The following is a 21,787-nucleotide window of genomic DNA, read 5'->3' on the forward strand; positions in this document are numbered from 1 at the left end:
AGCGTCCTACCTGGGCAGCTTGACCACGGTCACGAAGAACTCGTCTATCTTCCTGATGATCTCGATGAAGCGGTCGAAGTCGACCGGCTTGGTGACGTAGGCGTTGGCGTGCAACTCGTAGCTGCGCAGGATGTCCTCCTCCGCCTCTGAGGTCGTCAGCACCACCACGGGGATCAGCCGCAGCGCGGGGTCGGCCTTGATCTCGGCGAGCACCTGCCTGCCGTCGAAGCGGGGCAGGTTGAGGTCGAGCAGGATCAGGTCCGGGCGCGGGGCGTCGGCGTACTGGCCCTCACGGCGCAGGAACTGCACGGCCTGCTCGCCGTCGCTGACGACGTGCAGCTGGTTGCGGATCTTGTAGTGCTCGAACGCCTCTCGGGTCATCAGGACATCGCCGTCGTCGTCCTCCACGAGCAGCACATCGATGACTTTGACGTCGTTCGGCTCGGTCACGTGACCTCGGCTTTCTCGGGTTCGGTCGGGTCGGATTCGGTGTTGTCGACGGGCTCTGGAATCGCCGGGAGGGTGAACAGGAAGCGGGTGCCGTGCTGAACCTCCGGGTCGAGCCAGATCCGGCCGCCGTGGTACTCGATGATCTTGCGGCACATCGCCAGGCCGATGCCGGTGCCCGGGTAGGCCTCCTTGCTGTGCAGCCGCTGGAAGATCACGAACACCCGCTCGGCGAACTCGGCCTCGATGCCGATGCCGTTGTCCGCCACCGAGAACAGCCACTGCTCGGCCTCGCGCTCCGCGGTGATGCGCACCCTCGGCGGCTCGGCGCCGCGGAACTTGACCGCGTTGCCGATGAGGTTCTGGAACACCGCGGTCAGCAGCGGCGTCTCCCCCAGCACCGTCGGCAGGTCGCCGACCTCGATCTCGGCTCCGCTTTCCTCGATGCTCTCGGCGAGGTTGGCCCTGGCCTGGGCGACCAGGTCGGCGCAGTCGACCGGAACCTGTTCCCGCGAGTGCCTGCCGACCCGGCTGAACGCCAGCAGGTCGTTGATCAGGACCTGCATCCGCTTGGCGCCGTCCACGGCGAAGCCGATGTACTGGTCGGCCCGCTCGTCAAGCTGGCCCTTGTAGCGGCGTTCGAGCAGCTGGCAGAAGCTCGCGACCTTGCGCAGCGGCTCCTGCAGGTCGTGCGAGGCCACATAAGCGAACTGCTCCAGCTCCGCGTTCGACCGCTTGAGGTCCTCCGTGCGCGAGTCCAACTCCGCGTTGATCTCCCGCTGCACCGCCACCTCGTCCAGGATACGGCGGCGCATCGAGTCGACGTCGCCGGAAAGCTCGGTCACCTCCCGCGGGCCGCTGACCCGCAGCGCGTGCTGGAAGTCGCCGTCGGCCACCCGGCGGACCCGGGTGGCGAGCTGGACCAGCGGGCGGGCGACGGCCGCGCGCAGCGTGACGGCGAGCAGCACGAACACGGCCAAGAGCACGGCGGCGACGATGACGCAGACGGCGACCACCCGGTTGGCCGCCGCCGTCAGCGACGCCCTGCCGTCGTCCCGGGCGGTGGACAGCGTGTCCCGCAGGCTGGTGGTCGAGCCGCGGACCTGGTCGAAGCGCAGCTTGCCCTCGGCGTTCCGCTCGGCGCTGAGCACCCCGGACGTGCGAATGCGCTCGATGCTGGGCTCCACGTACTCCGAGCGCCACAGGTCGGCCTCGCGCTGGACCCGGTCGAGTTCCGCGGCGATCCCGCGGTGCCCGCCGACCAGCTCCCGCAACCGGAACATGGCGGCGTCCTGCCGGTCGACGCCTTCGCCGTAGGGGGCGATGAAGTCCTCTCGGGCGGTGAGCGCGAACCCGCGCAGCGCGGCCTCTTGGTCGACCAGGGCGGTGTCCAGGCGCAGGGCCTCCTGCACAGCCGGGTCGATCCGGTCCACCAGGGTGGACCGCTCGTCGCTCTGCGCCGAGATGGCCAGCGAGACCGCCAGGACCGCGCCCGCGAACACCAGGACCAGGACGCCGATCGTCACCGACAGCCAGCGGCGCAGCGGCCACTGCGCGCCGCCCTTGCCGTCCCGCGACCAGCGGGGAACGACTTCCTCAACCACCTGTGCCTCCCGGAAGCCTGTTCAGCAGCAGCGCGGCGACGTCGTCGACCAGGTCGCCCTGGTTGAGGTCGCAGACCTCGCGGATCAGGTCGTCGCACACCTCGGCCTGCCAGTGCGCGTCGCGTTTGGCCAGGACGCCGACCAGTTCGGTGAGCCGGTCGACGCCCAGGCGCTCGGACGTGTCACCGGTGCGGCCCTCGATCAGGCCGTCGGTGTAGAGCAGCACGGACCAGTCCTCCCCGAGGTCGACGGTCGTGACCGGCCACTTCGCGCTGGTCAGCACACCCAGCGGCACCCCGACGGCGCCGCTGAGCAGGCGCACGGAGCCGTCGGCGACCAGGACCGGCGGCGGGTGACCGGCCAGCCGCAGTTCGGCGGTGGCGCGGTCCGGCGACACCGAGAGCATGCACACGGTGGCGAACAGCCCGTCCAGGTGCCGCTCGTGGACCAGCAGCCGCTGCATGGTCGCCAGCACCTCGTCCACCGGGCGCTCGGCGAGCACCAGCGACCGCCACGCGACCCGCAGGTACACGCCCAGCGCGGCCTCGTCGGGCCCGTGGCCGCAGACATCGCCGATGACGCAGTGCACGGTGCCGTCCGCGCTCTCCACCACGTCATAGAAGTCGCCGCCGAGCAGCATCCGCTCCCGGCCCGGCTGGTAGGAGAAATGGACGTCGATGCGCGGGTCGTCCAGCAGCGGCGAGGGCAGCAGGCCGCGTTCGAGGCGGGCCTTCTCGGTGGCGCGCAGGCGTTCCTCGCGGAGCTGGCGCTGGATTTCCTCGGTGCGCACGCGTTCGACCGCGTAGCGGATGACCCGGCTCAGCAGGTCGCCGTCGACCTGCCCCTTGACCAGGTAATCCTGCGCGCCCGCGGCGACCGCGGCCATGCCCTGCTGCTCGTCGGCCAGGCCGGTGAGCACGACGACGGCGACATCCGCCCGCGCCTGCTCCAACTGGCGCAGCGCCTGCAGCCCACTGGCGTCGGGGAGGCCGAGGTCGAGCAGCACGCAGTCCTGGCCTGCCAGCAGCGGCTCCGCCTCCCGCACCGAGTGCGCCCTGGTGAGCCGGAACGGCGCGTTCACCTCGGCGAGGAGTTCCTCCACGAGCAGCGCGTCACCCGGATCGTCTTCGACCAGCAGGACCCGCACCAACTCCCGCGATGCCACGACAGCATCCATGCAACACCGGCTCCCATGGCCTGGAGGAATTCAGTCGACAGATCCTAACCGTGTCCCGATCTCGCGCTCATGGGACGCGCGCTGAGGTGGGATCACACGACGAAGCCGTGCGCGTCGGTTCGGCCACGGTTCATGAACGCTGGTTGGCGTGGGCGGATGCCGGGTATGTCCCCGCTGAGCGAAATCGGGCGTGCGCGAAACGGACGAAGGAGAAGACTGTGGCTGGATTGCTGGATCGGATCAAGGGGTTCCTGCGCGGCCCGCAGGGCAAGGCGCTGACTGAGAAGGCGCGCGGGATCGCTGCCGACCCGCGCAACCGGGAGCGGGCTCGGACGGCGGTGTCCCGGTTGCGTCGCAAGCGGTGATGCTGGCTGGTTTCTAGCGGGCTTCTGCGGGGGCTGGGGTTGGTGGTCTGCTCGATGGGGTGGAGTGGTTTCTTCGGGGCCCCTGCGAAGGAAGATCCCGTCGTGGGAAAGACGGGTGGGGAGCCTTCGGCCCCACGACCACGGCGAGTTCAGGGATCTTCCTTCACCCCCGAAGAAACCACTCCACCCCATCGAGCACTGGGCAGGGCCAGTACTGCCTGGCAGATGCTCGGGTTTGGTGCACCGCTCCCATCGAGCACTGGGCGGGCCGGGTGCTGTTGGCAGGTGAGTGGGTGTGCTGTCCTGCTCCATCTGGCACCTGGCAGGGCCGGGTACGGCTTCGGTTGGCAGGAGGGCGCGGGATGCCCATGGGCACGGCCTGTCAGGAGACAGGAGGGTGGTGTGCTCCTTCGCTTCATCCGTGTGGCGTCTGGCAGGGTCGGGGTTGGTTGGCAGGTGGGGCCACTTGACCAGGTGAGGGTGCCCGGTGATCGGCATAGGTGAGGTGGCCTGGTGAGCGGCTCGTTCGACGGCTGGTTCCCGGGGCGCGGGTTGGACGCTGTGCTGTCGGCGGGGCGGGCGCTGTTTCCTTCTGCTCTGTTTCCTTCTGCTCTGTTCTCTTCCGGAGTGTTCAATGGGGTGCCCACGAGTCCGGCGGGGGTGCTGGACGCGGCGGTGCGGGTGACGGCGGATCGGTTGCAGGGTAAGCGGATCACTGTGCGCGCTGCTGGGCACGACGTGCCGATGAACGTGGTCGATGTGCGCAGCGACAGTGACACCCTTCGGCTCGCTCAGGGGCGGGTGGACGCGGTGCGCTTCGTGGCTGAGGATGTCGGGTGGCCCGGGGTCCCGCTGTCCCGACTGGTGGTGACCTGGCGCGATCTGCGGTTCGCCGGGCCGATGTCGACGGCGGTGACCGCCGAGTCGGTGCGCGTCGAGGTGGAGATCGCGGCGGAGGTGGCCGCGGCGCTGGTGGCCGCGGCCCGTCCGGGGGTGCGGGTGCGGTTCGCGGAGGCGCCGGTGGTGTCGTGGGGGCGGTGGCCGGGTGCGGTGGAGACGGTGCTCGCCGTCGAGGACGGGCGGGTGTGGCTGACGCCCGCGGCCGTGCGGGTCGCGGGGGCGCGGGTGCGGCTGCCGCGGGGCGTGCGGCCGATCGGGGTGTCCGTTCCCGAGTTGCCCACGGGCCTGCGGCTGACCTCGGTCGTCACGTCGCCTGCCGGGGTGCGGCTGACGGGTGCGGCCGACGACTGGCGAGACCGGCTGTCCGGGACGCCGTTGAAGGAGCTGCTGTCCCTGCTGGCGACAGCCGCGACCACGATGACGATCGGCCGTTGAGCGGTCCTACCGTTCCGACGTTGGAACGGCGTGTCCCGCCCGCCGGTCAGCGGTCTCTGCGGTCGAGCAGCCCGCGGGCCCGCACCAGCGCGGCGCGGGCGGCGGGCTCCTGACCGGCCACCAGGTTCACCCGGGCGACCGCGACCGCCTCGGCCGCGCCGAGGACCAGGCACGTGTCGCCGGTGGCGGCTGTCCGCGCCAGCGCGCCAAGCAGGTCGTCGGCCAGCACCCGAGCCGAGGCGGGCGTCAGCGGCGTGATGAGCGCCGCCAGCGCGGCGTCGACGGCGTGACGGAGGTCGAGGCCCGGGGAGGGGGATCCCGGGAAGGGGGGCGCGTCCAGTTGCCGTGTCATATGCATCTCCCAGATCCGGCGCTTCGTTGAGCCAGTCCTCTGAGATTGCCCGATCCGCGGCCTGGAGCCGAATCGGCGGGCCCCGCTCCACTCGACCGAGTGAGGAAAACGAGTCTCACTTGGACCGACGCCGCGGCGTGCGCGGCTCGGCCCTGGGCACGGGCACGAACGGCGCGTCGCGCAGCCCGATCAAGGCGTCGCGGAGCGCGACGCGCGCGGAAGCGGCGTCATCGGCGCGCAGCGCCTCGATCGCCCGGCGGACGTCGCCGACCGGGCCGGTGATGCGGCAGGTCTCGCCGCGGGCGGCCGTCCACGCGAGACCGGCCCGCAGTTCCGCCTCGGCGGCGGACGGCCGGGCAAGCGCGCGGGCGATCGCGGCCTGCAACCGGGCTCCCAGTCGTTCCGGCTCGGGGGTGGCTGCGGGCAGAGGGCGTACGGGAAGGGTCACCGGCATGTGGGTGGGCGCGGCGGTGATGGCCATCAGGGGGTACCTCGATTCTCCGGCGGGCGCGGATCCGGCGAGGGCGACTACCCCGATCACGACGACACGAAACATAGGCCTTCGGCTATATGTCCGCGTCGACCTACCAAGGACCTGCCAAGGTTTGGGAATCATGAGGGAGGAGTCGACGTCGCCACTCGCCAGTGTGACAGATTTTTGCCGAGAAGGATTAAATTAGAACACCTGTTCGAGGTACGGTGTGGGCATGACGATCGCTTTCCAGGGCTCCCTGCTCGACGACGGCGACGGTGTCGGCCCGCTCACCAAGATCGAGCGAAAGTCCCTCGACCGGGGCGCGTGGGTGGATTCGCTGCCGGGCTGGCTGCACGGCGCGGACGACCTGTTCACCCGACTTGCCGAGCGGGTGCCGTGGCAGGCCGAGCGCAGGCGGATGTACGACTCGGTGGTCGAAGTCCCCCGCCTGCTCAGCTTCTACGGCGAGGGCGCGCCCCTGCCGGACCCGCTGCTGGCCACCGCCCGCACGGCGCTCGAAGCCCACTACCAAGAGCGCTTACCGACCGCTGGCCTGTGCTTTTACCGCGACGGCCGGGACAGCGTGGCCTGGCACGGCGACAACACCGGCCGGGGCGCGCGGGAGGACACGCTGGTCGCGATCGTCTCGGTCGGCGCTCCCCGCCCACTGCTGCTGCGCCCCCGGGGCGGCGGGGAGACGCTGCGGTTCCCGGTCGGCCACGGCGACCTGCTGGTGATGGGCGGGTCCTGCCAGCGCACCTGGGAGCACGCCATCCCGAAGACGACCCGGCCGGTCGGCCCGAGGATCAGCATTCAGTTCCGGCCGCGCGGCGTTCGCTGATTTCACTCAGCGATCCCGCGCGTACGCGTCGTAAAGAATGTCGATCACTCGCGTCGAAAAAATCCACTCATCTCGGTGAATATCATCTCTAATCGGGCGTTCTCACCTATTATCCGCTCCGCACCGAACCTCCCCTTCCCGCAATCGCCTCACCCCTTCCGGTGACGCGCCCTCGACAAGTCGATCATCGGACGCTATCTTGATACCTGATTTCGCCTAGCGCTAAGTCAGGAGCGATCACATGGACGCGGGTGACGTGGGACGGCTGCTGTTCGGCAGGCCCAGCAGGCTGCGGCTCGCGCTGTGGATCCACCAGCACGCCGGGCCGCGGTTCTTCCAGTCCGAGCCGCCCAAGACGGTGATCGCCCAGAGCGCCTGCGGGGTGGAGCTGACCAGGCTGGTCGACCTGGGCATGCTCACCGAGCACCGGGAGCCCGCCAACCGGCGGGTCTACTACGAGCGCACCCGCAGTCCACTGTGGGCCATCATCACCGCGGCCTCCAAAGTGGTGGACCCGGTCGACAAGTGACCGCGTCAGCCGGTCGGCTGGGCGCCGCCGGGACCGCCCTGCCGCACCATCGGGCCGCCCCGGCGCGCCGCCGTGGCGTCGGTGATCGAGTCGGCCGTGGCGGTGTCGCCCTCGGGCGTCGCGGTGATCATGACTTTGTCGCCGGTCTTGACCGAGGACCGGACGGTGTCGGCGTCGATCGTGTAGGTCTTGGTGTAGCCGTCTTCGCTCTTGGCCGTCACGGACGTGTCGCTCAGCGCCGTCACCTCGCCGGTCTGGATGACCTGGGTGGTGTAGCCGCCCTTGCCGTCGGCGACGACGAGTTCGCCGTGCAGGGCGTTCATCGCGCCGGGGCCGACCATCATCATGCCGCCGCCGGGCCTGCCCCGGGTGTCGGCGACCGCGCCGCTCGCGGCGTAGACGGCGAAGCCGCCGCCGACGGCGATGCCCACCGCGACCGCGGCCGCCACCGCGGTCTTCTTCACCGACCACCTCGGCTGCGTCCGCTCCGGCACCGGCCCACCCCAGGCGGGCTGCTGCTGGTCGGCGGGCCGCGCGGGCTGCTCGGTCATGGTTCCTCCGTACGTCCACCGGGGCCTCGTGCCGCCGGTAGCGCAACCGTCGCGGCCCAGCCTGTGCGCTTCCTGTGCGCCCGGTTGGCGTCGGCTATGACCTGTCCCGCCCGCTCCCCCGATGGCCCTGATGTCCCCGATGGCCCTGATGTCACAGCCCGCGCACAGGTTCGGCACAGGCAAGGCCCACGCCCGCGCCGCACGATGAGACCATGCCGGTGAACACCCGCCCAGAGCTGCGCAGGCCCGATGGCCAGCCCGTCCGCGTCCTCGTCGTCGACGACGAGCCGACTCTCGCCGAGTTGGTCACCCTCGCGCTGCGCTACGAGGGGTGGGACGTGCGCAGCGCCCTCGACGGCGCCACCGCCGTCCGCACCGCCCGCGAGTTCAAGCCCGACGCGGTAGTCCTCGACGTCATGCTGCCCGACTTCGACGGCCTGGAGGTCCTGCGCCGGATGCGCGCAGAGGCGGACTCGCTGCCGGTGCTGTTCCTGACGGCCAAGGACGCCGTCGAGGACCGCATCGCCGGGCTCACCGCGGGCGGCGACGACTACGTGACCAAGCCGTTCAGCGTCGAAGAGGTCGTGCTGCGCCTGCGCGCGCTGATGCGCCGCACCGGCGTCACCGAGGCGAACGCGGGCGCGGCGCTGGTAGTCGGCGACCTCACCCTGGACGAGGACACCCGCGAGGTGTTCCGCGGCGGCACGGAGATCACGCTGACCGCGACCGAGTTCGAGCTGCTGCGGTTCCTGATGCGCAACCCGCGCCGGGTGCTGAGCAAGACCCAGATCCTCGACCGGGTCTGGAACTACGACTTCGGCGGACAGGCCAATATCGTCGAGCTCTACATCTCCTACCTCCGCAAGAAGATCGACGCCGGACGGGAGCCGATGATCCACACGATGCGGGGCGCCGGATATGTCCTCAAGCCCGCCGGATAGATCCGCCGCGCGCGGGACACGGCCAAGCCGGACGCTCTCGCTGCGCACCAGGCTCATCGCCGAGCAGCTGGTGCTGCTGGCGCTGGTCTGCCTGATCATCGGCGTGGTGACGCTGGTGGGTCTGCGCGCGTTCCTGATCCGCCAGCTCGACGGGCAGCTCACCGACGCCAGCACCCGCGCGGCCGAGTACGTCATCCGCGGCCCGATGCCGGGCCCACCGGGCAGGCCGCCGATCGACGCCCCCGGCCAGGGCCCCGGCACCCTCAACGCCTCGATCTACCGCGGCGTGGTGCTCAGCGCGATGCGTCAGCCGCCCACCGGCCGCAGCCTGGCCATCCCCGCCGACCTGCACAAGGTCCTCGCCGCGCTTCCGGTGGACAGCAGGGCGCACGACCGCGACCTCGGCGAACTCGGCCAGTACCGGTTGATGGCGGTGCCGACCGCGCAAGGCGGGGTGGTCATCACCGGGCTCCCGACCGAGGCGCTGAACCAGACACTGTGGACCACCGGGCTCGTGCTGGGCGGGGTTTCCCTGCTCGGCCTGACCGTGGCGGGCGCGGCGGGCGCGGTGATCGTGCGCCGGACCCTGCGGCCGCTGGACCAGATGGCCGAGACCGCGCGCCGCGTCGCGGAACTGCCGCTGGACCAGGGCGAGGTGGCGCTGTCGGTCCGGGTGCCCAAGGCGGACACGGACCCCGGCACCGAGGTCGGGCAGGTCGGCTCGGCGCTGAACCGGATGCTCGGGCACATCGGCAACGCGTTGAGCGCGCGACACGCCAGCGAGACCCGGGTGCGGCAGTTCGTCGCCGACGCCAGCCACGAACTGCGGACGCCGCTGGCCGCGATTCGCGGATACGCCGAGCTGGCGCGGCGGCGGGGGGACGAGGTGCCACCGGATATCGCGCACGCGGTTTCCCGGGTGGAGTCCGAGGCTCAGCGGATGACGGCGTTGGTCGAGGATCTGCTGCTGCTCGCTCGGCTGGATTCCGGGCGGCCGCTGCTTTATGAGACGGTCGATCTTTCTCGGCTCGTTCTGGACACGGCGGGCGATGCCCAGGTCGCTGGTCCCGGTCATCGGTGGCAGCTTGATCTGCCCGCTGAGCCGGTTCTCGCGGTCGGGGACCAGGCTCGGTTGCATCAGGTGTTGGGAAATCTGCTGGCCAATGCTTCGACGCATACTCCGGCGGGCACGACGGTTACGGTGCGGCTTGCTCGTTCTGGGGATGAGGTCGTGCTGACTGTCGCTGATGACGGGCCGGGGATTCCTGAGGATCTGTTGCCTGAGGTGTTTGAGCGATTCGCTCGGGGGGATGGGTCTCGGTCGCGGGCTCAGGGGGGTACCGGGCTTGGGTTGGCGATCGTGTTGGCTGTGGTGCAGGCGCATCATGGGGTGGTTGACGTGGACAGTTCGCCTGGGTCGACGGCGTTTACTGTGCGGCTTCCGGCTGCTGAGGGCTGAATTCGCGGGATTTGTTCGGGCGGGTCGGCTCGATGGGGTCGGGCTTCGTTGGCAGGAGAGCAGGTTCGGGGTGGGCGGTTGCTTGTCGGTTTGTAGGTGAGGGGCGCACAGCGAGCGCACAGGTGGGGCACACGGGGCGCAAAGCTGGGGCCTGGAGTGTTGCCGCATGACAGTCGTTGTGGAGCGTGTGGCGCCTTCCTTGTCCGTTGTCGGGGTGGGGCGGGGGCGAAGAGAGCGGGTTGCGGTTGGGGCCTTGGCGGTGGGGGCCGCTGTGCTTTATCTGTGGGGGCTTGGGGAATCCGGGTGGGCTAATGCCTATTATTCCGCCGCTGCTCAGGCTGGGGCGGAGAGTTGGTCGGCGTTGTTTTTTGCCGCCACGGATTCCGCAGGTGGGATTACCGTTGACAAGACGCCTGCGTCGGTGTGGTTGATGGGGTTGTCGGTGCGGGTGTTCGGGCTGCACCCGGTGAGTGTGTTGCTGCCGCAGGCGCTTGCCGGGGTGGGGGCGGTGTGGCTGCTTTGCGCGGCGGTGCGGCGGTGGTTTGGCGCGGGAGCCGGGTTGTTGGCGGGGGCCGCGTTGGCGGTGACGCCGGTGGCGGCGTTGATGTTTCGGTTCAACAATCCGGACGCGTTGTTGGTCTTGTTGCTTGTCGCGGGGGGCTATTGCGTTGTGCGGGCAGTGGAGAAACCCGGTTTTGGGTGGTTGATGCTCGCGGGGGTGGCGGTGGGGTTCGGGTTTCTCACCAAGATGATGCAGGCGTTTTTGGTTTTGCCCGCGTTCGGGTTGGTTTATTTGGTTGCGGCGCCGGTGGGGGTGGGTAGGCGGATCGCGCATTTGGGGGGTGCGTTGGGCGCGTTGGTGGTCGCGGGGGGCTGGTGGGTCGCGGTTGTGGAGTTGGTTCCGGCGGGGAGCAGGCCCTACATCGGTGGGTCGCAGACCGACAGCGTGCTGGAACTGGCCTTGGGCTACAACGGGTTGGGGCGGTTGACCGGGGACGAGGTCGGCAGTGTCGGTGGGGGTGCGGGGTGGGGGCAGCCGGGGTGGACCCGGCTGTTCGACGACGAGATGGGAAGTGAGATCGCCTGGCTGTTGCCCGCCGCGCTGCTCGCGCTGGCGGGTGGGCTGTGGCTGACCCGGCGGGCGCCGCGGACCGACCTGACCCGGGCGGGGCTGCTGCTGTGGGGTGGGTGGCTGGTGGTGACCGGGGTGGTGTTCAGCCAGATGGACGGGATCATCCACTCCTATTACGCGGTCGCGTTGGCGCCCGCTGTCGCTGCCCTGGTTGGGATCGGGGCGGTTGTGGCGTGGCGGCGGCGGACCGAGCCCGCCGTCGTGGGGGTGTTGGCCGCGGGGATCGCGGTGACGGCGGTGGAGGCTTCGCTGCTGCTGGCGCGGGAGGGTGAGTGGCTGCCGTGGCTGCGGCCGCTGGTGCTGTTCGGTGGGCTGGTGGTGGCCGCGCTGGCGGTGTTGCTGCCCGTGCTGCCCGCCGCGTTCGGGCGGGGAGTGGGGGTGTGCGCGCTCGTTGTCACGTTGATGGCGCCCGCGGCGTATTCGGTGGCCACGGCCGCCGTGCCGCATTCGGGGGCGTTGCCCTCGGTTGGGCCTGCTGACGCGACCGCCATGCGGCCGGGAGGCGGCAGAGGGGGTGGCGGCGGGTTCGGTGGACTGCTGGGCGCGCCGACTCCGACCGCCGAGGTGGCTGGGGTGCTCGCGGCGGGCGCGGAGGAATACCGGTGGGCCGCGGCCGTGGTCGGGTCCAACAACGCGGCCGGATACCAGCTTGGCGCCCGGGTTCCGGTGCTCGCCGTCGGCGGGTTCAACGGGACCGATCCGGCGCCCACCCTCGACGAGTTCCAGCGGCTGGTCGCCGAGCGGCGGGTCCACTGGTTCATCGCGGGCACGCTCCTGCCCGCCGACAGCGGCAGCGACGCGTCCTGGGAGATCAGCGCCTGGGTCGAGGCGAACTACGACAGCACCACGGTCGACGGGGTCACCCTGTACGACCTGAGCCGGTGAAGCCCACAGCGGGCGCACAGGCTGGACACACGGACCGCCCAGCGCCGGGCCCGATCGTCGGGACCATGACCGCGACCGAGATTTCCCTGCCGTTGGCTGTCCGCGCTCCGGTTAGCACTACCGGACCCGCTCCTGTGCTCGACGTGGTCGTGCCGGTGTACAACGAGGAGCGCGACCTCGAACCGAGTGTGCGCCGCCTGCACGCCCACCTCGACGCCCACTTCCCTTACCGGTTCCGGATAACCGTCGCCGATAACGCGAGCGTCGACGGCACGTGGGCCGTCGCGCAGGGGCTGGCCGGGGAGCTGCCCGAGGTGCGGGCCGTGCGGCTGGAGCAGAAGGGGCGGGGCCGGGCGCTGCACACGACCTGGCTCGCCTCCGACGCCGAGGTGCTGGCCTACATGGATGTCGACCTGTCGACCGACCTGGCCGCGCTCTCGCCGCTGGTGGCCGCGCTGATCTCCGGGCACTCGGACGTCGCCATCGGCAGCAGGCTCGCCCGGGGCGCCCGGGTGGTGCGCGGGCCGAAGCGGGAGATGATCTCGCGGGCCTACAACCTGCTGCTGCGCGGCGCCCTCGCGGCGCGGTTCTCCGACGCGCAGTGCGGGTTCAAGGCGATCCGCGCGGACGTGGCGCGGGCGCTGCTGCCGCACATCGCCGACACCGGCTGGTTCTTCGACACCGAACTGCTGGTGCTGGCCCAGCGCGCGGGGCTGCGCATCCACGAGGTGCCGGTGGACTGGGTGGACGACCCGGACAGCCGCGTCGATATCGTCGCCACCGCGCTGGCCGACCTGCGTGGCATCGCCCGCCTCGGCCGCGGGCTGGTGACCGGGCGGGTGCCGATCGCCCAGTTGCGCGGGCAGCTTGCCCGGGGCGCGATCGGCGCGGACCCGCCGGGGGTCCCGCGCGGACTGTCCCGCCAGGTCGTGCGGTTCGCCGCCGTCGGCGTGGTGAGCACGCTCGCGTACCTGGTGCTGTATGTGCTGCTGCGCGGCCAGGTCGGCCCGCAGGCGGCGAACCTGGTGGCGCTGCTGGTGACCGCGGTCGGCAACACCGCGGCCAACCGGCGGCTCACCTTCGGCGTGCGCGGCGCCGCGGGCGCGGCCAAGCACCAGTTCCAAGGGCTGCTGGTGTTCTTCCTCGGCCTCGGGCTGACCAGCGGCGCGCTCGCGCTCCTGCACGGGCTCACCGTGCCGGGCCGGGCGACCGAGGTGGTCGTCCTGGTCGCGGCGAACCTGCTGGCCACCGTCCTGCGCTTCCTCCTGCTGCGCGGCTGGGTGTTCCGCCGCGCGACCGAACCGACCCTGGAGTCGTCCCGATGACCGCCACCCTGCCCCGGCCCGCCCCGCAGGCCGCCGCGCCTGCGTCCCCGGCCCCGCGCTGGGAACGGCCCGCTCTCCTCGCGCTGCTCGCCGCGGCCGCGCTGCTGTACCTGTGGGACCTCGGCGCGACCGGCATGGCGAACCAGTTCTACGCCGCAGCCGCGCAGGCGGGAACCATGGACTGGAAGGCGCTGTTCTTCGGCTCCCTCGACCCCGGCAACACGATCACCGTGGACAAGCCGCCCGCGGCGATCTGGCTGATGGCGCTGTCCGGGCGGATCTTCGGCTTCTCGGCGTGGACCATGCTCGTGCCGCAGGCCCTCGCGGGCGTGGCGGCGGTGTGGCTGCTGCACGCGACGGTCCGCCGCTGGTCCGGGCCGGGCGCGGGCCTGCTGGCGGGCGCCGGGCTCGCGCTCACCCCGGTGGGCGCGGTGATGTTCAAGTTCAACAACCCCGACGCGCTGCTGGTGCTGCTGCTGGTGGCGGGCGCGTACTGCACCGCGCGGGCGGTGGAGCAGGCGAGTCCGAAGTGGCTGCTGCTCGCGGGCGCCGCTGTCGGGTTCGGGTTCTTGACCAAGATGTTGCAGGCGTTCCTCGTGCTACCGGCGTTCGGTTTGGTCTACCTGCTCGCCGCTCCGACGGGCCTGGGCAAGCGGCTCTTGCACCTCGCGGGCGCGGCAGTCGCGGTGGTCGTGTCGGCGGGCTGGTTCATCGCGGTCGCCGACCTGTGGCCCGCGGCGTCGCGGCCCTACATCGGCGGGTCGGCCGACAACAGCGAGTTGGACCTGGCCCTGGGCTACAACGGGCTCGGGCGGATCTTCGGCAACGGCATAGCGCCGCCCGCGGCGGGCAACACCGGGTTCGGCGGCGAGACCGGGTGGTTCCGCATGTTCGGCGCCTCGTTCGGCTCCGAGGTGTCCTGGCTGCTGCCGACGGCGCTGATCGGGCTGGTCGCGGGCCTGTGGTTCACCCGCCGCGCCCCGCGCACCGACCGGACCAGGGCGGCGCTGGTGCTGTGGGGCGGCTGGCTGGTGGTGACCGCGGCGGTGTTCAGCCACATGGAGGGCACCGCGCACCCGTACTACGCGGTGGCGCTGGCGCCCGCGATCGCCGCCCTGGTCGCGGTCTGCTGCCGGGAGCTGTGGCGGGGCCGCGACCACGCGCCCGCCCGGATCGTGCTGGCGGCGATGGTGTCGGTGGCGACCGGCTGGGGCTTCGTCCTGCTCGCCCGCGACGGCGAGTGGCTGCCGTGGCTGCGCTGGGTGGTCGCGGCGGTCGGGGTGGCGGCGAGCACGGCGGTCGTGGTCGGCGCGCACCAGTTCCGGCGGGCCGCCGCCGCGGTCGCGGTCGCCGCGCTGGTCGCCGGGTTCGGCGGGACGGCCGCGTACACCCTGGCCACCACGGCGGTCCCGCACAGCGGGTCGCTTCCGATGTCCGGCCCCGTGGGCGCGGACGGCGCCATGACGACCGGCCGGATGGGCATCGAGGTCAGCCCGGAGATGGTGGCGGCGCTGCGCGCGACGACCGGCACCTGGGCGGCGGCCAGCACCGGCTCCCAGGGCGCGGCGAGTCTGCAGCTGGCCAGCGGCCGCCCGATCATCCCGATCGGCGGGTTCTCCGGCGGGGACCCGGCGCCGACCCTGGCCCAGTTCCAGTCCTATGTCGCCGCCGGGCAGGTGCGCTACTACGTTCCCGGTGGCATGACCCGCAGCGGCGGTGGCGAGATCTCGACTTGGGCGCAGGAGAACTTCGCCGCGGTCACGATTGGCGGTGAGACGGTGTACGACCTGAGCCTGCCGCTCGGGTGAGGTCTTTGGACCTGGGACAGCGGCGTCGGTCCCGCGTAGGCTCCCGTCCACTCGGTTCCGACGCCGCTGGGAAGGTGGGCCGTGCACGACGTCGCGACGCCGCCCGGCGGCCCGCGCCACCGTCGCTTTGGAGGCGGTGGCCGCTATCACTGACCAGCAGTCGCCGCCCCCGTCGCGCTCCAGGCCCGATGTGGACGCCGCGCCCACCCCCGGCGGACCCACCCGCCTCACCGGCCACGCCGACCTCAGCAACCGGCCGGACTTCGAGCAACTGCTGCTCGCCCTGTGCAGGCAGGCCTCCGGCGATGTCCACCTCGACCTGGCCGAACTGGACTTCATCGATGTGTCCGGAGTGATCACTCTGCTGCGGGTGGCCAGGACCCTGCCCGAGGACAGCCACCTGGTGCTGCGGAACCCGCCGCCGTCGATGCGCCGCATCCTGGAGGTGCTCGGCCCGGCCGTGCGCGACGCGAGCCTGCGCGTCGAGTGACGGCTCAGCTGGCCAGGATGGCCCGCACCTCGGCGTCGGTGACCTGGGTGAAGTCGCCGTACCAGCGGCCGACCGCGCCGAAGTCGCTCGGGGTGTGCACGCAGACGAACTCGTCGGCGATGGCACGCAGGTGCCCCAGGATGGCGTCGGGGGCGACCGGAACGGCGAGGACCACGCGGGCGGCGCCGAGATGGCGGACCACCTGGACCGCCGCGGCGACCGTGGAACCGGTGGCGATCCCGTCGTCGACCACGACGACGGTTCGCCCGGTGAGGTCGCGTGGTTCTGCCGGGCCGCGCAGCACATCGGCGCGGCGGCGCAGCTCGGCCTTCGCCCGCTCGATCGATGGCTTGACCTGCGACCAGGACAGCTCCAGCATGGCCAGGACCTCCGGAGCGCGCACGACCACACCGCCCTCGCCCACCGCGCCGATGGCCAGTTCCGGGGAGCCGGGCGCGCCGATCTTGCGGACCAACACGATGTCGAGGTCCGCGCCGAGGCGGTCGGCGACCGCTGCGGCGACCGGGACGCCGCCGCGCGGGAGGCCGAGGACGACCGGGTCCCGCTCGCGCAGGTGCTCCAGCCGCGCGGCGAGGATCTGGCCCGCTTCGGGTCGGTCCGCGAAGCGCATACGCCAAGTGTGCTTTACCTACGAGGTAATCGCCGTTCGTCGTGCCGGTCCGTAGCGTCGAGCCATGACCATGGCGTACGCACCCGAGCGCTCGGTCGGCGCGCTGCTCCGTCAGTGGCGCGAGCACCGCAGGCTCAGCCAGCTCGACCTGTCTTTGCAGGCGGAGGTCTCGACCCGGCACCTGAGCTTCGTGGAGACCGGCCGGTCGGCGCCGAGCCGGGAGATGGTGCTGCACCTGTCCGACATCCTCGGGCTGCCGCTGCGCGAGCGCAACCAGATGCTGCTGGCCGCCGGGTACGCGCCGGTCTACAGCCGAACCGCGCTGGACTCGCCCCGGATGACCGCGGTTCGGACCGCCGTGCGCCAGGTCCTCACCGGACACGAGCCTTATCCGGCGGTCGCCGTGGACCGGGGCTGGCATCTGGTCGACGCGAACGACAGCCTGCGGGCCCTGCTCCAGGGCGTCGCGCCCGGTCTGCTCGCGCCGCCCGCGAACGTGCTGCGGATCAGCCTGCACCCCGACGGCCTCGCGCCGCGCATCGTCAACCTCGGCGAGTGGCGGGCGCACCTGCTGGCCCGGCTGCGCGGGCAGATCACGCTCACCGCGGACGAGAAGCTGGCCGCGCTGCACGACGAGCTGTCGGCCTACCCGTGCGCGCAGCCGGAACCGGAGATCGACCAGCACGCCGCCGACGTCGTGGTGCCGCTGCGGCTGCGCACGCGGGACGCCGAACTCGCGTTCTTCGGCACGGTGACCACGTTCGGCACGCCCTTGGACATCACCGTCGCCGAGTTGGCCATCGAGTCGTTCTTCCCGGCCGATCAGGCCACGGCGGAGGCGTTGCGCGGCCGGTAGCGGCGCAGCGGCTGGGTGCGGCGCACCAGGTCGCGCAGGACGGGCAGGTCGCCCGGCAGCGCGCCGATGCCCCGGGCCTGCACGAGCACGTTGCCCAGGGCGGCCGCCTCGACCGGTCCGGCCACGACCGGCAGCCCGCACGCGTCGGCCGTCGCCTGGCACAGCAGCGCGTTGCGGCTCCCGCCGCCGACGATGTGCACGACGTCGATGTCCCGGCCGGACAGTCGGCGCGCGTCGTCCAACGCGCGCCGGTAAGCGGCGGCGAGACTGTCCACAACGCACCGGGTGATCTCGCCGGGGGTGCGTGGAACGGGCTGGCCGGTGCGGGCGCAGTAGTCCGCGATCCTGGTCGGCATGTCCGCGCCCGCCTCGTTCGGCGGCAGGAACACCGCGTCGTCGGGGTCGACGACCGCGCCGAACCCGGCGTGGGCCGCCGCCTCGGCCAGCAGCGCGTCGAGCGGCACGCCCGCCCACACCCGCCTGCACTCTTGCAGCAGCCACAGTCCCATGACGTTGCGCAGGTACCGGACGGTGCCGTCGACGCCGCCCTCGTTGGCGAAGTTCGCCGCCCGGCTCTCGGCACTGAGCACGGGGGCGGTCAGCTCGATCCCGACCAGCGACCACGTGCCGCACGAGACGTAGCCGAAGCGCTCCCCCGCCGCGGGCACACCGACCACGGCCGACGCGGTGTCGTGCGAGGCGACCGCGGTCACCGGCAGCCGGTCGGACAACCCGGTCGCGGCGAGCACGTGCGGCAGCAGGTCGCCGCGACCGCTGCCGGGCTGGCGCAGCGGCGGGAACAGCGACGGACGCGCCGACACATGGGCGAGCAGCGTGGGCGAGAACTGTCCGGTGTGGATATCGAGCAGCTGCGTCGTGCTCGCGTTGGTGTACTCCGTGCCGAGGTCGCCGGTGAGCCAGTAGGTCAGCAGGTCCGGGATGAGCAGGAGCGTGCTGGCCCGCGCGAGACGGGGTTCGGCGGCCAACTGGTAGAGGGTGTTGAACGGCAGGTACTGCAAGCCGGTCGTCTCGTACAGCGTGTCCGCGCCGATGGCGTCGCGCAGGCGCGGGGCGATCTCGCGGGTGCGGTCGTCGCGGTGGCTTACCGGGTTGCCGATAAGCGCGCCGGTCTCGTCTAACAGGCCGTAGTCGACCGCCCAGGAGTCGATGCCGACGCTGGCCATGCCGGGCCCGGCGGCGCGCAGACCGTCCAGAACGCCCCGGTAGAGCCGCAGGACATCCCAGTGCAGCGTGTCGTGGACCCGGATCGCGCCGTTGCGGAACCGGGTCACCTCGGCCAGGGTGAGCCGGTCCGGCTCGACCCGGCCGACCATGACCCGGCCACTGGACGCCCCGAGGTCGACCGCGGCGACAGCGGTGCTCATCGCAGGAACGCGGCGGCCACGCCCGCGTCGACCGGGATGTGCAGCCCGGTGGTGTGCGACAGGTCGCCGCCGGTCAGCGCGAACACCGCCGCGGCCACGTGCTCGGGCAGCACCTCGCGTTTGAGCAGGGTGCGCTGGGCGTAGAACGCGCCCAACTCCTCTTCCGGCACCCCGTACACGGCAGCGCGCTGGGCGCCCCAGCCGCCCGCGAAGATCCCGGACCCGCGCACCACGCCGTCCGGGTTGACCCCGTTGACCCGGATTCCGTGCTCGCCGAGTTCGGCGGCCAGCAGCCGGACCTGGTGCGCCTGGTCGGCTTTCGCCGCGCCGTAGGCGAGGTTGTTCGGCCCGGCGAACACGGAGTTCTTGCTGGAGATGTAGACGATGTCGCCGCCCATGCCCTGCGCGATCAGCAGCCGCGCCGCTTCTCGGGAGACCAGGAAGGAGCCCTTGGCCAGCACGTCGTGCTGGCGGTCCCAGTCGGCGGCTGTGGTGTCCAGCAGCGACTTCGAGATCGACAGCCCGGCGTTGTTGACCACCAGGTCCACGCCGCAGAACGCGAGCGCGGCGCGCTGGAATGCCGCGGCGACGGCGTGCTCGTCGGTCACGTCCGCGGTGGCCGCGACCGCGCCGATCTCCCTCGCCACCCGCTCGGCGGACTCCGCGTCCCGGTCGGCGACGACGACGCAGGCGCCCTCGGCCGCGAGCCTGCGCGCGATGGCCCGCCCGATCCCGGAGCCGCCGCCGGTCACCAGGGCCACCCGGCCCGCCAGGGGTTTCGGCGGGGGCATCCGGTGCAGCTTGGCCTCTTCCAGCGCCCAGTACTCGATGCGGAACTTCTCGCGCTCCTCGATCGGCGCGTAGGCGGACACCGCTTCCGCGCCGCGCATCACGTTGATCGCGTTGACGTAGAACTCGCCCGCGACGCGCGCGGTCTGCTTGTCCTTGCCGAAGCTGAACATCCCGACCCCGGGCACCAGCACGATGGCCGGGTCGGCTCCGCGCATCGGCGGGCTGTCGGGGTCGGCGTGCCGGTCGTAGTAGGCGCGGTAGTCGTCACGGTAGGCGGCGTGCAGTTCACGCAGCCGGGCGATGGCGTCCTCGATCGGGGCGGTCGGCGGCAGGTCGAGGACAAGCGGGCGGACCTTGGTGCGCAGGAAGTGGTCCGGGCAGGACGTGCCGAGCGCCGCGAGCGCCGGGTGCTTCTCGCGGGCCAGGAAGTCCAGGACGACGTCGCTGTCGGTGTAGTGGCCGATCTGCCGGTTGTCGGTGGACGCCAAGCCACGCACGACCGGGGCCAGCACCGCCGCCCGGTCGTGCCGCTCGGCGGTCGGCAGCGGCGCGTAGCCGGGGATCGCCGCGCCGAACGGCTCGGCGGCGCCGTGCTCGTCGAGGTATGCCTGGGCGCGGGCGATGATCTCCAGGGAGTTCGCCTCGCACTCGGCGCTGGTCTCGCCCCAGGCGGTGATGCCGTGCCCGCCGAGGATCACCCCGATCGCGGCCGGGTTGGCCGCGCGGACGGCGGCGATGTCCAGGCCGAGTTGGAAACCGGGCCGCCGCCAGGGCACCCAGGCGACCCGGTCACCGAAGCACGCCTTGGTCAGCGCCTCGCCGTCGGCGGCGGTGGCGAAGGCGATGCCCGCGTCCGGGTGCAGGTGGTCGACGTGCGCGGCGTCGAGCAGGCCGTGCATGGCGGTGTCGATCGACGGTGCCGCGCCGCCCTTGCCGTGCAGGCAGTAGTCGAACGCGGCGACCATCTCGTCTTCGCGCTCGACGCCGGGACAGGTGTCCGCCAGCGCCCGCAGCCGGTCGAGGCGGAGCGCGGCCAGCCCGGCCTCGGTCAGGGTGCCGAGGTCGCCGCCGGAACCCTTGACCCACAGCAGGTCCACCGGTTCCCGGGTCACCGGGTCCTCGGCCTTGCCCTTGGCGGAGGCGTTGCCGCCCGCGTAGTTGGTGTTGCGCGGGTCCGCGCCGAGCCGGTTGGCCCGGGCCAGCAGCGCCGCGACCTCGGGATGGGTCATCTCCGGTTCCCCTCTCACGCGCCCCAGCCCGCCTGCTCGCCGCCGACCCGCTCTGCCGCGACCCGCGCGGCGTATCCGCAGCGGTGGAAAGCGGCCACCGGGTCGGGGTCGAGTCCCTGGTCGGCGCGCAGTTCGGCGAGCAGCGGGCGCACATCGGTGTTGTAGGCGTCCATCAGCACGGCGTTGGCGCCGAGCACGTCGCCTTCCTGCTGGGCTTTGGCGAGCGCGGCCGCGTCGACCAGCAGCGCCTTCGCGGTGGCCTCCTGCACGTTCAGCACCGAACGGATCACCGCGGGGATCTTCGGCTCGATGTTGTGGCACTGGTCGAGCATGAACGCGATCCCGGCGGCGGGTGTGAGCGCGTCCGCCCGCACGATCTCGTGCATGATCCGGAAAAGCTGGAACGGGTCGGCCGCGCCGACCATGAGGTCGTCGTCGGCGTAGAACCGGCTGTTGAAGTCGAACGCGCCCAGCCGCCCGGCCCGGAGCAGGAACGCGACGATGAACTCGATGTTCGTCCCCGGCGCGTGGTGGCCGGTGTCGATGACGACCTGCGCGCGCGGGCCGAGGTCCAGGCAGTGGGCGAACGCGGTGCCCCAGTCGGGCACGTCGGTGGTGTAGAAGGCGGGCTCGAACAGTTTGTACTCCAGCAGCAGCCGCTGCCCCTCCCCCAGTCGCGCATAGGTCTCGGCCAGCGCCTCGGCGAGCCGGTCCTGGCGGGCGCGCAGGTCGTCTTGGCCGGGATAGTTGAGGCCGTCGGCGAACCAGAGCTTGAGGTCGCGGGAGCCGGTGCGGTCCATGATCTCGACGCAGTCGAGCAGGTGGTCGACCGCCTTGCGCCGCACCCCCGGGTCGGGGTTGGCGACGCTGCCGAGTTTGTAGGCCTCGTCCTGGAACACGTTGGCGTTGATCGCCCCGATGGCCACGCCACGGTCCTCGGCGTGCCGGGCGAGGGCGGCGTAGTCGTCCACGGCGTCCCAGGGGATGTGCAGGGAGACGGTGGGGGCGACGCCGGTGAACCGGTGGACGGTCGCCGCGTCGTCGATCTTCTCCCACGGGTCGCGCGGCACTCCGGGCTGCGGGAACACCCGGAACCGGGTGCCGGAGTTGCCATAGCCCCACGACGGGGTCTCGATCCGCTGCTCGGCAAGCGCGGCCTTGATCTCGCTCATCGCACC

General features: G+C 71.8%; 21 protein-coding genes. 11 read left to right on the forward strand and 10 right to left on the reverse strand.

Annotated features, from left to right (window positions below):
* Positions 1 to 6: 6 nt before the first annotated feature.
* From BLS56_RS00800 to BLS56_RS00810, 3 genes are read right to left on the reverse strand one after another with little or no spacing between them, the layout of a single operon-like run.
* Positions 7 to 450 carry a response regulator gene (locus BLS56_RS00800; protein WP_091447054.1) on the reverse strand — a complete coding sequence of 148 codons (444 nt, stop codon included), beginning with the start codon at positions 448 to 450 and terminating at the stop codon, positions 7 to 9.
* Positions 447 to 2,051 (reverse strand): sensor histidine kinase, encoded by a 1,605-nt coding sequence (locus BLS56_RS00805; protein WP_091447055.1) that lies wholly within the window; start codon positions 2,049 to 2,051, stop codon positions 447 to 449. Before BLS56_RS00805 ends, BLS56_RS00800 begins: the two co-directional genes overlap by 4 nt.
* Positions 2,044 to 3,228: a PP2C family protein-serine/threonine phosphatase gene (locus tag BLS56_RS00810; RefSeq protein WP_175482596.1), complete on the reverse strand. Its 1,185-nt coding sequence runs from the start codon at positions 3,226 to 3,228 to the stop codon at positions 2,044 to 2,046. Before BLS56_RS00810 ends, BLS56_RS00805 begins: the two co-directional genes overlap by 8 nt.
* Before the next feature lie 218 nt (positions 3,229 to 3,446).
* Between BLS56_RS00810 and BLS56_RS31135 the strand changes: the two genes are divergently transcribed.
* Positions 3,447 to 3,593, forward strand: coding sequence for a hypothetical protein (locus BLS56_RS31135; RefSeq protein ID WP_175482597.1), 147 nt, complete (start codon positions 3,447 to 3,449; stop codon positions 3,591 to 3,593).
* Between the two features lie 513 nt (positions 3,594 to 4,106).
* Entirely contained in the window at positions 4,107 to 4,928 is an 822-nt protein-coding gene (locus BLS56_RS00815; RefSeq protein WP_139190448.1) for an LmeA family phospholipid-binding protein, read from the forward strand.
* Between the two features lie 46 nt (positions 4,929 to 4,974).
* Here BLS56_RS00815 and BLS56_RS00820 read toward each other — a convergent pair whose 3' ends face one another.
* Positions 4,975 to 5,280 carry a hypothetical protein gene (locus BLS56_RS00820; RefSeq protein WP_091447062.1) on the reverse strand — a complete coding sequence of 102 codons (306 nt, stop codon included), beginning with the start codon at positions 5,278 to 5,280 and terminating at the stop codon, positions 4,975 to 4,977.
* A 115-nt stretch (positions 5,281 to 5,395) separates the two neighbouring features.
* Positions 5,396 to 5,761, reverse strand: coding sequence for a hypothetical protein (locus tag BLS56_RS00825; protein WP_091447065.1), 366 nt, complete (start codon positions 5,759 to 5,761; stop codon positions 5,396 to 5,398).
* 226 nt (positions 5,762 to 5,987) lie between these two features.
* Here BLS56_RS00825 and BLS56_RS00830 point away from each other — a divergent pair, with 226 nt between their 5' ends.
* A complete protein-coding gene (locus tag BLS56_RS00830) occupies positions 5,988 to 6,596 on the forward strand; it encodes an alpha-ketoglutarate-dependent dioxygenase AlkB (protein ID WP_091448666.1) in 609 nt (202 codons plus the stop codon).
* Between the two features lie 241 nt (positions 6,597 to 6,837).
* Positions 6,838 to 7,125, forward strand: coding sequence for a hypothetical protein (locus tag BLS56_RS00835; protein WP_091447067.1), 288 nt, complete (start codon positions 6,838 to 6,840; stop codon positions 7,123 to 7,125).
* Positions 7,126 to 7,130: 5 nt separating this feature from the next.
* Here BLS56_RS00835 and BLS56_RS00840 read toward each other — a convergent pair whose 3' ends face one another.
* A complete protein-coding gene (locus tag BLS56_RS00840; protein WP_091447070.1) occupies positions 7,131 to 7,676 on the reverse strand; it encodes a hypothetical protein in 546 nt (181 codons plus the stop codon).
* A gap of 212 nt (positions 7,677 to 7,888) precedes the next feature.
* Between BLS56_RS00840 and BLS56_RS00845 the strand changes: the two genes are divergently transcribed.
* The 6 genes from BLS56_RS00845 to BLS56_RS00870 all read left to right on the forward strand — a co-directional run bounded on the left by BLS56_RS00845 (position 7,889) and on the right by BLS56_RS00870 (position 15,716).
* Complete coding sequence (locus BLS56_RS00845; RefSeq protein ID WP_091447072.1) at positions 7,889 to 8,617, forward strand: response regulator transcription factor; 729 nt, start codon at positions 7,889 to 7,891, stop codon at positions 8,615 to 8,617.
* Complete coding sequence (locus tag BLS56_RS00850) at positions 8,595 to 10,076, forward strand: sensor histidine kinase (protein WP_091447075.1); 1,482 nt, start codon at positions 8,595 to 8,597, stop codon at positions 10,074 to 10,076. The genes BLS56_RS00845 and BLS56_RS00850 overlap by 23 nt, the downstream gene beginning before the upstream one ends.
* Before the next feature lie 430 nt (positions 10,077 to 10,506).
* Complete coding sequence (locus BLS56_RS00855) at positions 10,507 to 12,093, forward strand: glycosyltransferase family 39 protein (protein ID WP_228771259.1); 1,587 nt, start codon at positions 10,507 to 10,509, stop codon at positions 12,091 to 12,093.
* A gap of 65 nt (positions 12,094 to 12,158) precedes the next feature.
* A complete protein-coding gene (locus tag BLS56_RS00860; protein ID WP_091447081.1) occupies positions 12,159 to 13,418 on the forward strand; it encodes a glycosyltransferase in 1,260 nt (419 codons plus the stop codon).
* Positions 13,415 to 15,226 (forward strand): glycosyltransferase family 39 protein, encoded by a 1,812-nt coding sequence (locus tag BLS56_RS00865; RefSeq protein WP_091447084.1) that lies wholly within the window; start codon positions 13,415 to 13,417, stop codon positions 15,224 to 15,226. Before BLS56_RS00860 ends, BLS56_RS00865 begins: the two co-directional genes overlap by 4 nt.
* Before the next feature lie 136 nt (positions 15,227 to 15,362).
* Complete coding sequence (locus BLS56_RS00870) at positions 15,363 to 15,716, forward strand: STAS domain-containing protein (RefSeq protein ID WP_175482598.1); 354 nt, start codon at positions 15,363 to 15,365, stop codon at positions 15,714 to 15,716.
* 4 nt (positions 15,717 to 15,720) lie between these two features.
* On the opposite strand, the gene BLS56_RS00875 is transcribed toward BLS56_RS00870, so the two are convergent.
* Complete coding sequence (locus BLS56_RS00875) at positions 15,721 to 16,347, reverse strand: phosphoribosyltransferase (protein WP_091447088.1); 627 nt, start codon at positions 16,345 to 16,347, stop codon at positions 15,721 to 15,723.
* A gap of 70 nt (positions 16,348 to 16,417) precedes the next feature.
* On the opposite strand from BLS56_RS00875, the gene BLS56_RS00880 reads away from it, so the two are divergent.
* A complete protein-coding gene (locus tag BLS56_RS00880) occupies positions 16,418 to 17,203 on the forward strand; it encodes a helix-turn-helix domain-containing protein (RefSeq protein WP_407640479.1) in 786 nt (261 codons plus the stop codon).
* Here BLS56_RS00880 and BLS56_RS00885 read toward each other — a convergent pair.
* Genes BLS56_RS00885 through rhaI form a run of 3 tightly spaced genes read right to left on the reverse strand, consistent with a single transcriptional unit; the run spans position 17,170 to position 21,781 of the window.
* A complete protein-coding gene (locus BLS56_RS00885) occupies positions 17,170 to 18,588 on the reverse strand; it encodes a rhamnulokinase (RefSeq protein WP_091447095.1) in 1,419 nt (472 codons plus the stop codon). The genes BLS56_RS00880 and BLS56_RS00885 overlap by 34 nt on opposite strands.
* Positions 18,585 to 20,609, reverse strand: coding sequence for a bifunctional aldolase/short-chain dehydrogenase (locus BLS56_RS00890; protein WP_091447098.1), 2,025 nt, complete (start codon positions 20,607 to 20,609; stop codon positions 18,585 to 18,587). Before BLS56_RS00890 ends, BLS56_RS00885 begins: the two co-directional genes overlap by 4 nt.
* Before the next feature lie 14 nt (positions 20,610 to 20,623).
* A complete protein-coding gene (gene rhaI / locus BLS56_RS00895; RefSeq protein WP_091447100.1) occupies positions 20,624 to 21,781 on the reverse strand; it encodes an L-rhamnose isomerase in 1,158 nt (385 codons plus the stop codon).
* Positions 21,782 to 21,787: the final 6 nt, after the last annotated feature.

The sequence above is a fragment of the Actinokineospora iranica genome (assembly GCF_900101685.1).
Classification (GTDB): Bacteria; Actinomycetota; Actinomycetes; order Mycobacteriales; family Pseudonocardiaceae; genus Actinokineospora; species Actinokineospora iranica.

Excerpts from the sequence above, each read along its gene's own strand:
- BLS56_RS00810 (WP_175482596.1), bottom strand. The coding sequence starts at position 3,228 with ATGGATGCTGTCGTGGCATCGCGGGAGTTGGTGCGGGTCCTGCTGGTC.
- BLS56_RS00820 (WP_091447062.1), bottom strand. The coding sequence starts at position 5,280 with ATGACACGGCAACTGGACGCGCCCCCCTTCCCGGGATCCCCCTCCCCG.
- BLS56_RS00825 (WP_091447065.1), bottom strand. The coding sequence starts at position 5,761 with ATGGCCATCACCGCCGCGCCCACCCACATGCCGGTGACCCTTCCCGTA.
- BLS56_RS00830 (WP_091448666.1), top strand. The coding sequence starts at position 5,988 with ATGACGATCGCTTTCCAGGGCTCCCTGCTCGACGACGGCGACGGTGTC.
- BLS56_RS00835 (WP_091447067.1), top strand. The coding sequence starts at position 6,838 with ATGGACGCGGGTGACGTGGGACGGCTGCTGTTCGGCAGGCCCAGCAGG.
- BLS56_RS00840 (WP_091447070.1), bottom strand. The coding sequence starts at position 7,676 with ATGACCGAGCAGCCCGCGCGGCCCGCCGACCAGCAGCAGCCCGCCTGG.
- BLS56_RS00845 (WP_091447072.1), top strand. The coding sequence starts at position 7,889 with ATGCCGGTGAACACCCGCCCAGAGCTGCGCAGGCCCGATGGCCAGCCC.
- BLS56_RS00850 (WP_091447075.1), top strand. The coding sequence starts at position 8,595 with ATGTCCTCAAGCCCGCCGGATAGATCCGCCGCGCGCGGGACACGGCCA.
- BLS56_RS00855 (WP_228771259.1), top strand. The coding sequence starts at position 10,507 with ATGGGGTTGTCGGTGCGGGTGTTCGGGCTGCACCCGGTGAGTGTGTTG.
- BLS56_RS00860 (WP_091447081.1), top strand. The coding sequence starts at position 12,159 with ATGACCGCGACCGAGATTTCCCTGCCGTTGGCTGTCCGCGCTCCGGTT.
- BLS56_RS00865 (WP_091447084.1), top strand. The coding sequence starts at position 13,415 with ATGACCGCCACCCTGCCCCGGCCCGCCCCGCAGGCCGCCGCGCCTGCG.
- BLS56_RS00875 (WP_091447088.1), bottom strand. The coding sequence starts at position 16,347 with ATGCGCTTCGCGGACCGACCCGAAGCGGGCCAGATCCTCGCCGCGCGG.
- BLS56_RS00880 (WP_407640479.1), top strand. The coding sequence starts at position 16,418 with ATGGCGTACGCACCCGAGCGCTCGGTCGGCGCGCTGCTCCGTCAGTGG.
- BLS56_RS00885 (WP_091447095.1), bottom strand. The coding sequence starts at position 18,588 with ATGAGCACCGCTGTCGCCGCGGTCGACCTCGGGGCGTCCAGTGGCCGG.
- BLS56_RS00890 (WP_091447098.1), bottom strand. The coding sequence starts at position 20,609 with ATGACCCATCCCGAGGTCGCGGCGCTGCTGGCCCGGGCCAACCGGCTC.
- rhaI (WP_091447100.1), bottom strand. The coding sequence starts at position 21,781 with ATGAGCGAGATCAAGGCCGCGCTTGCCGAGCAGCGGATCGAGACCCCG.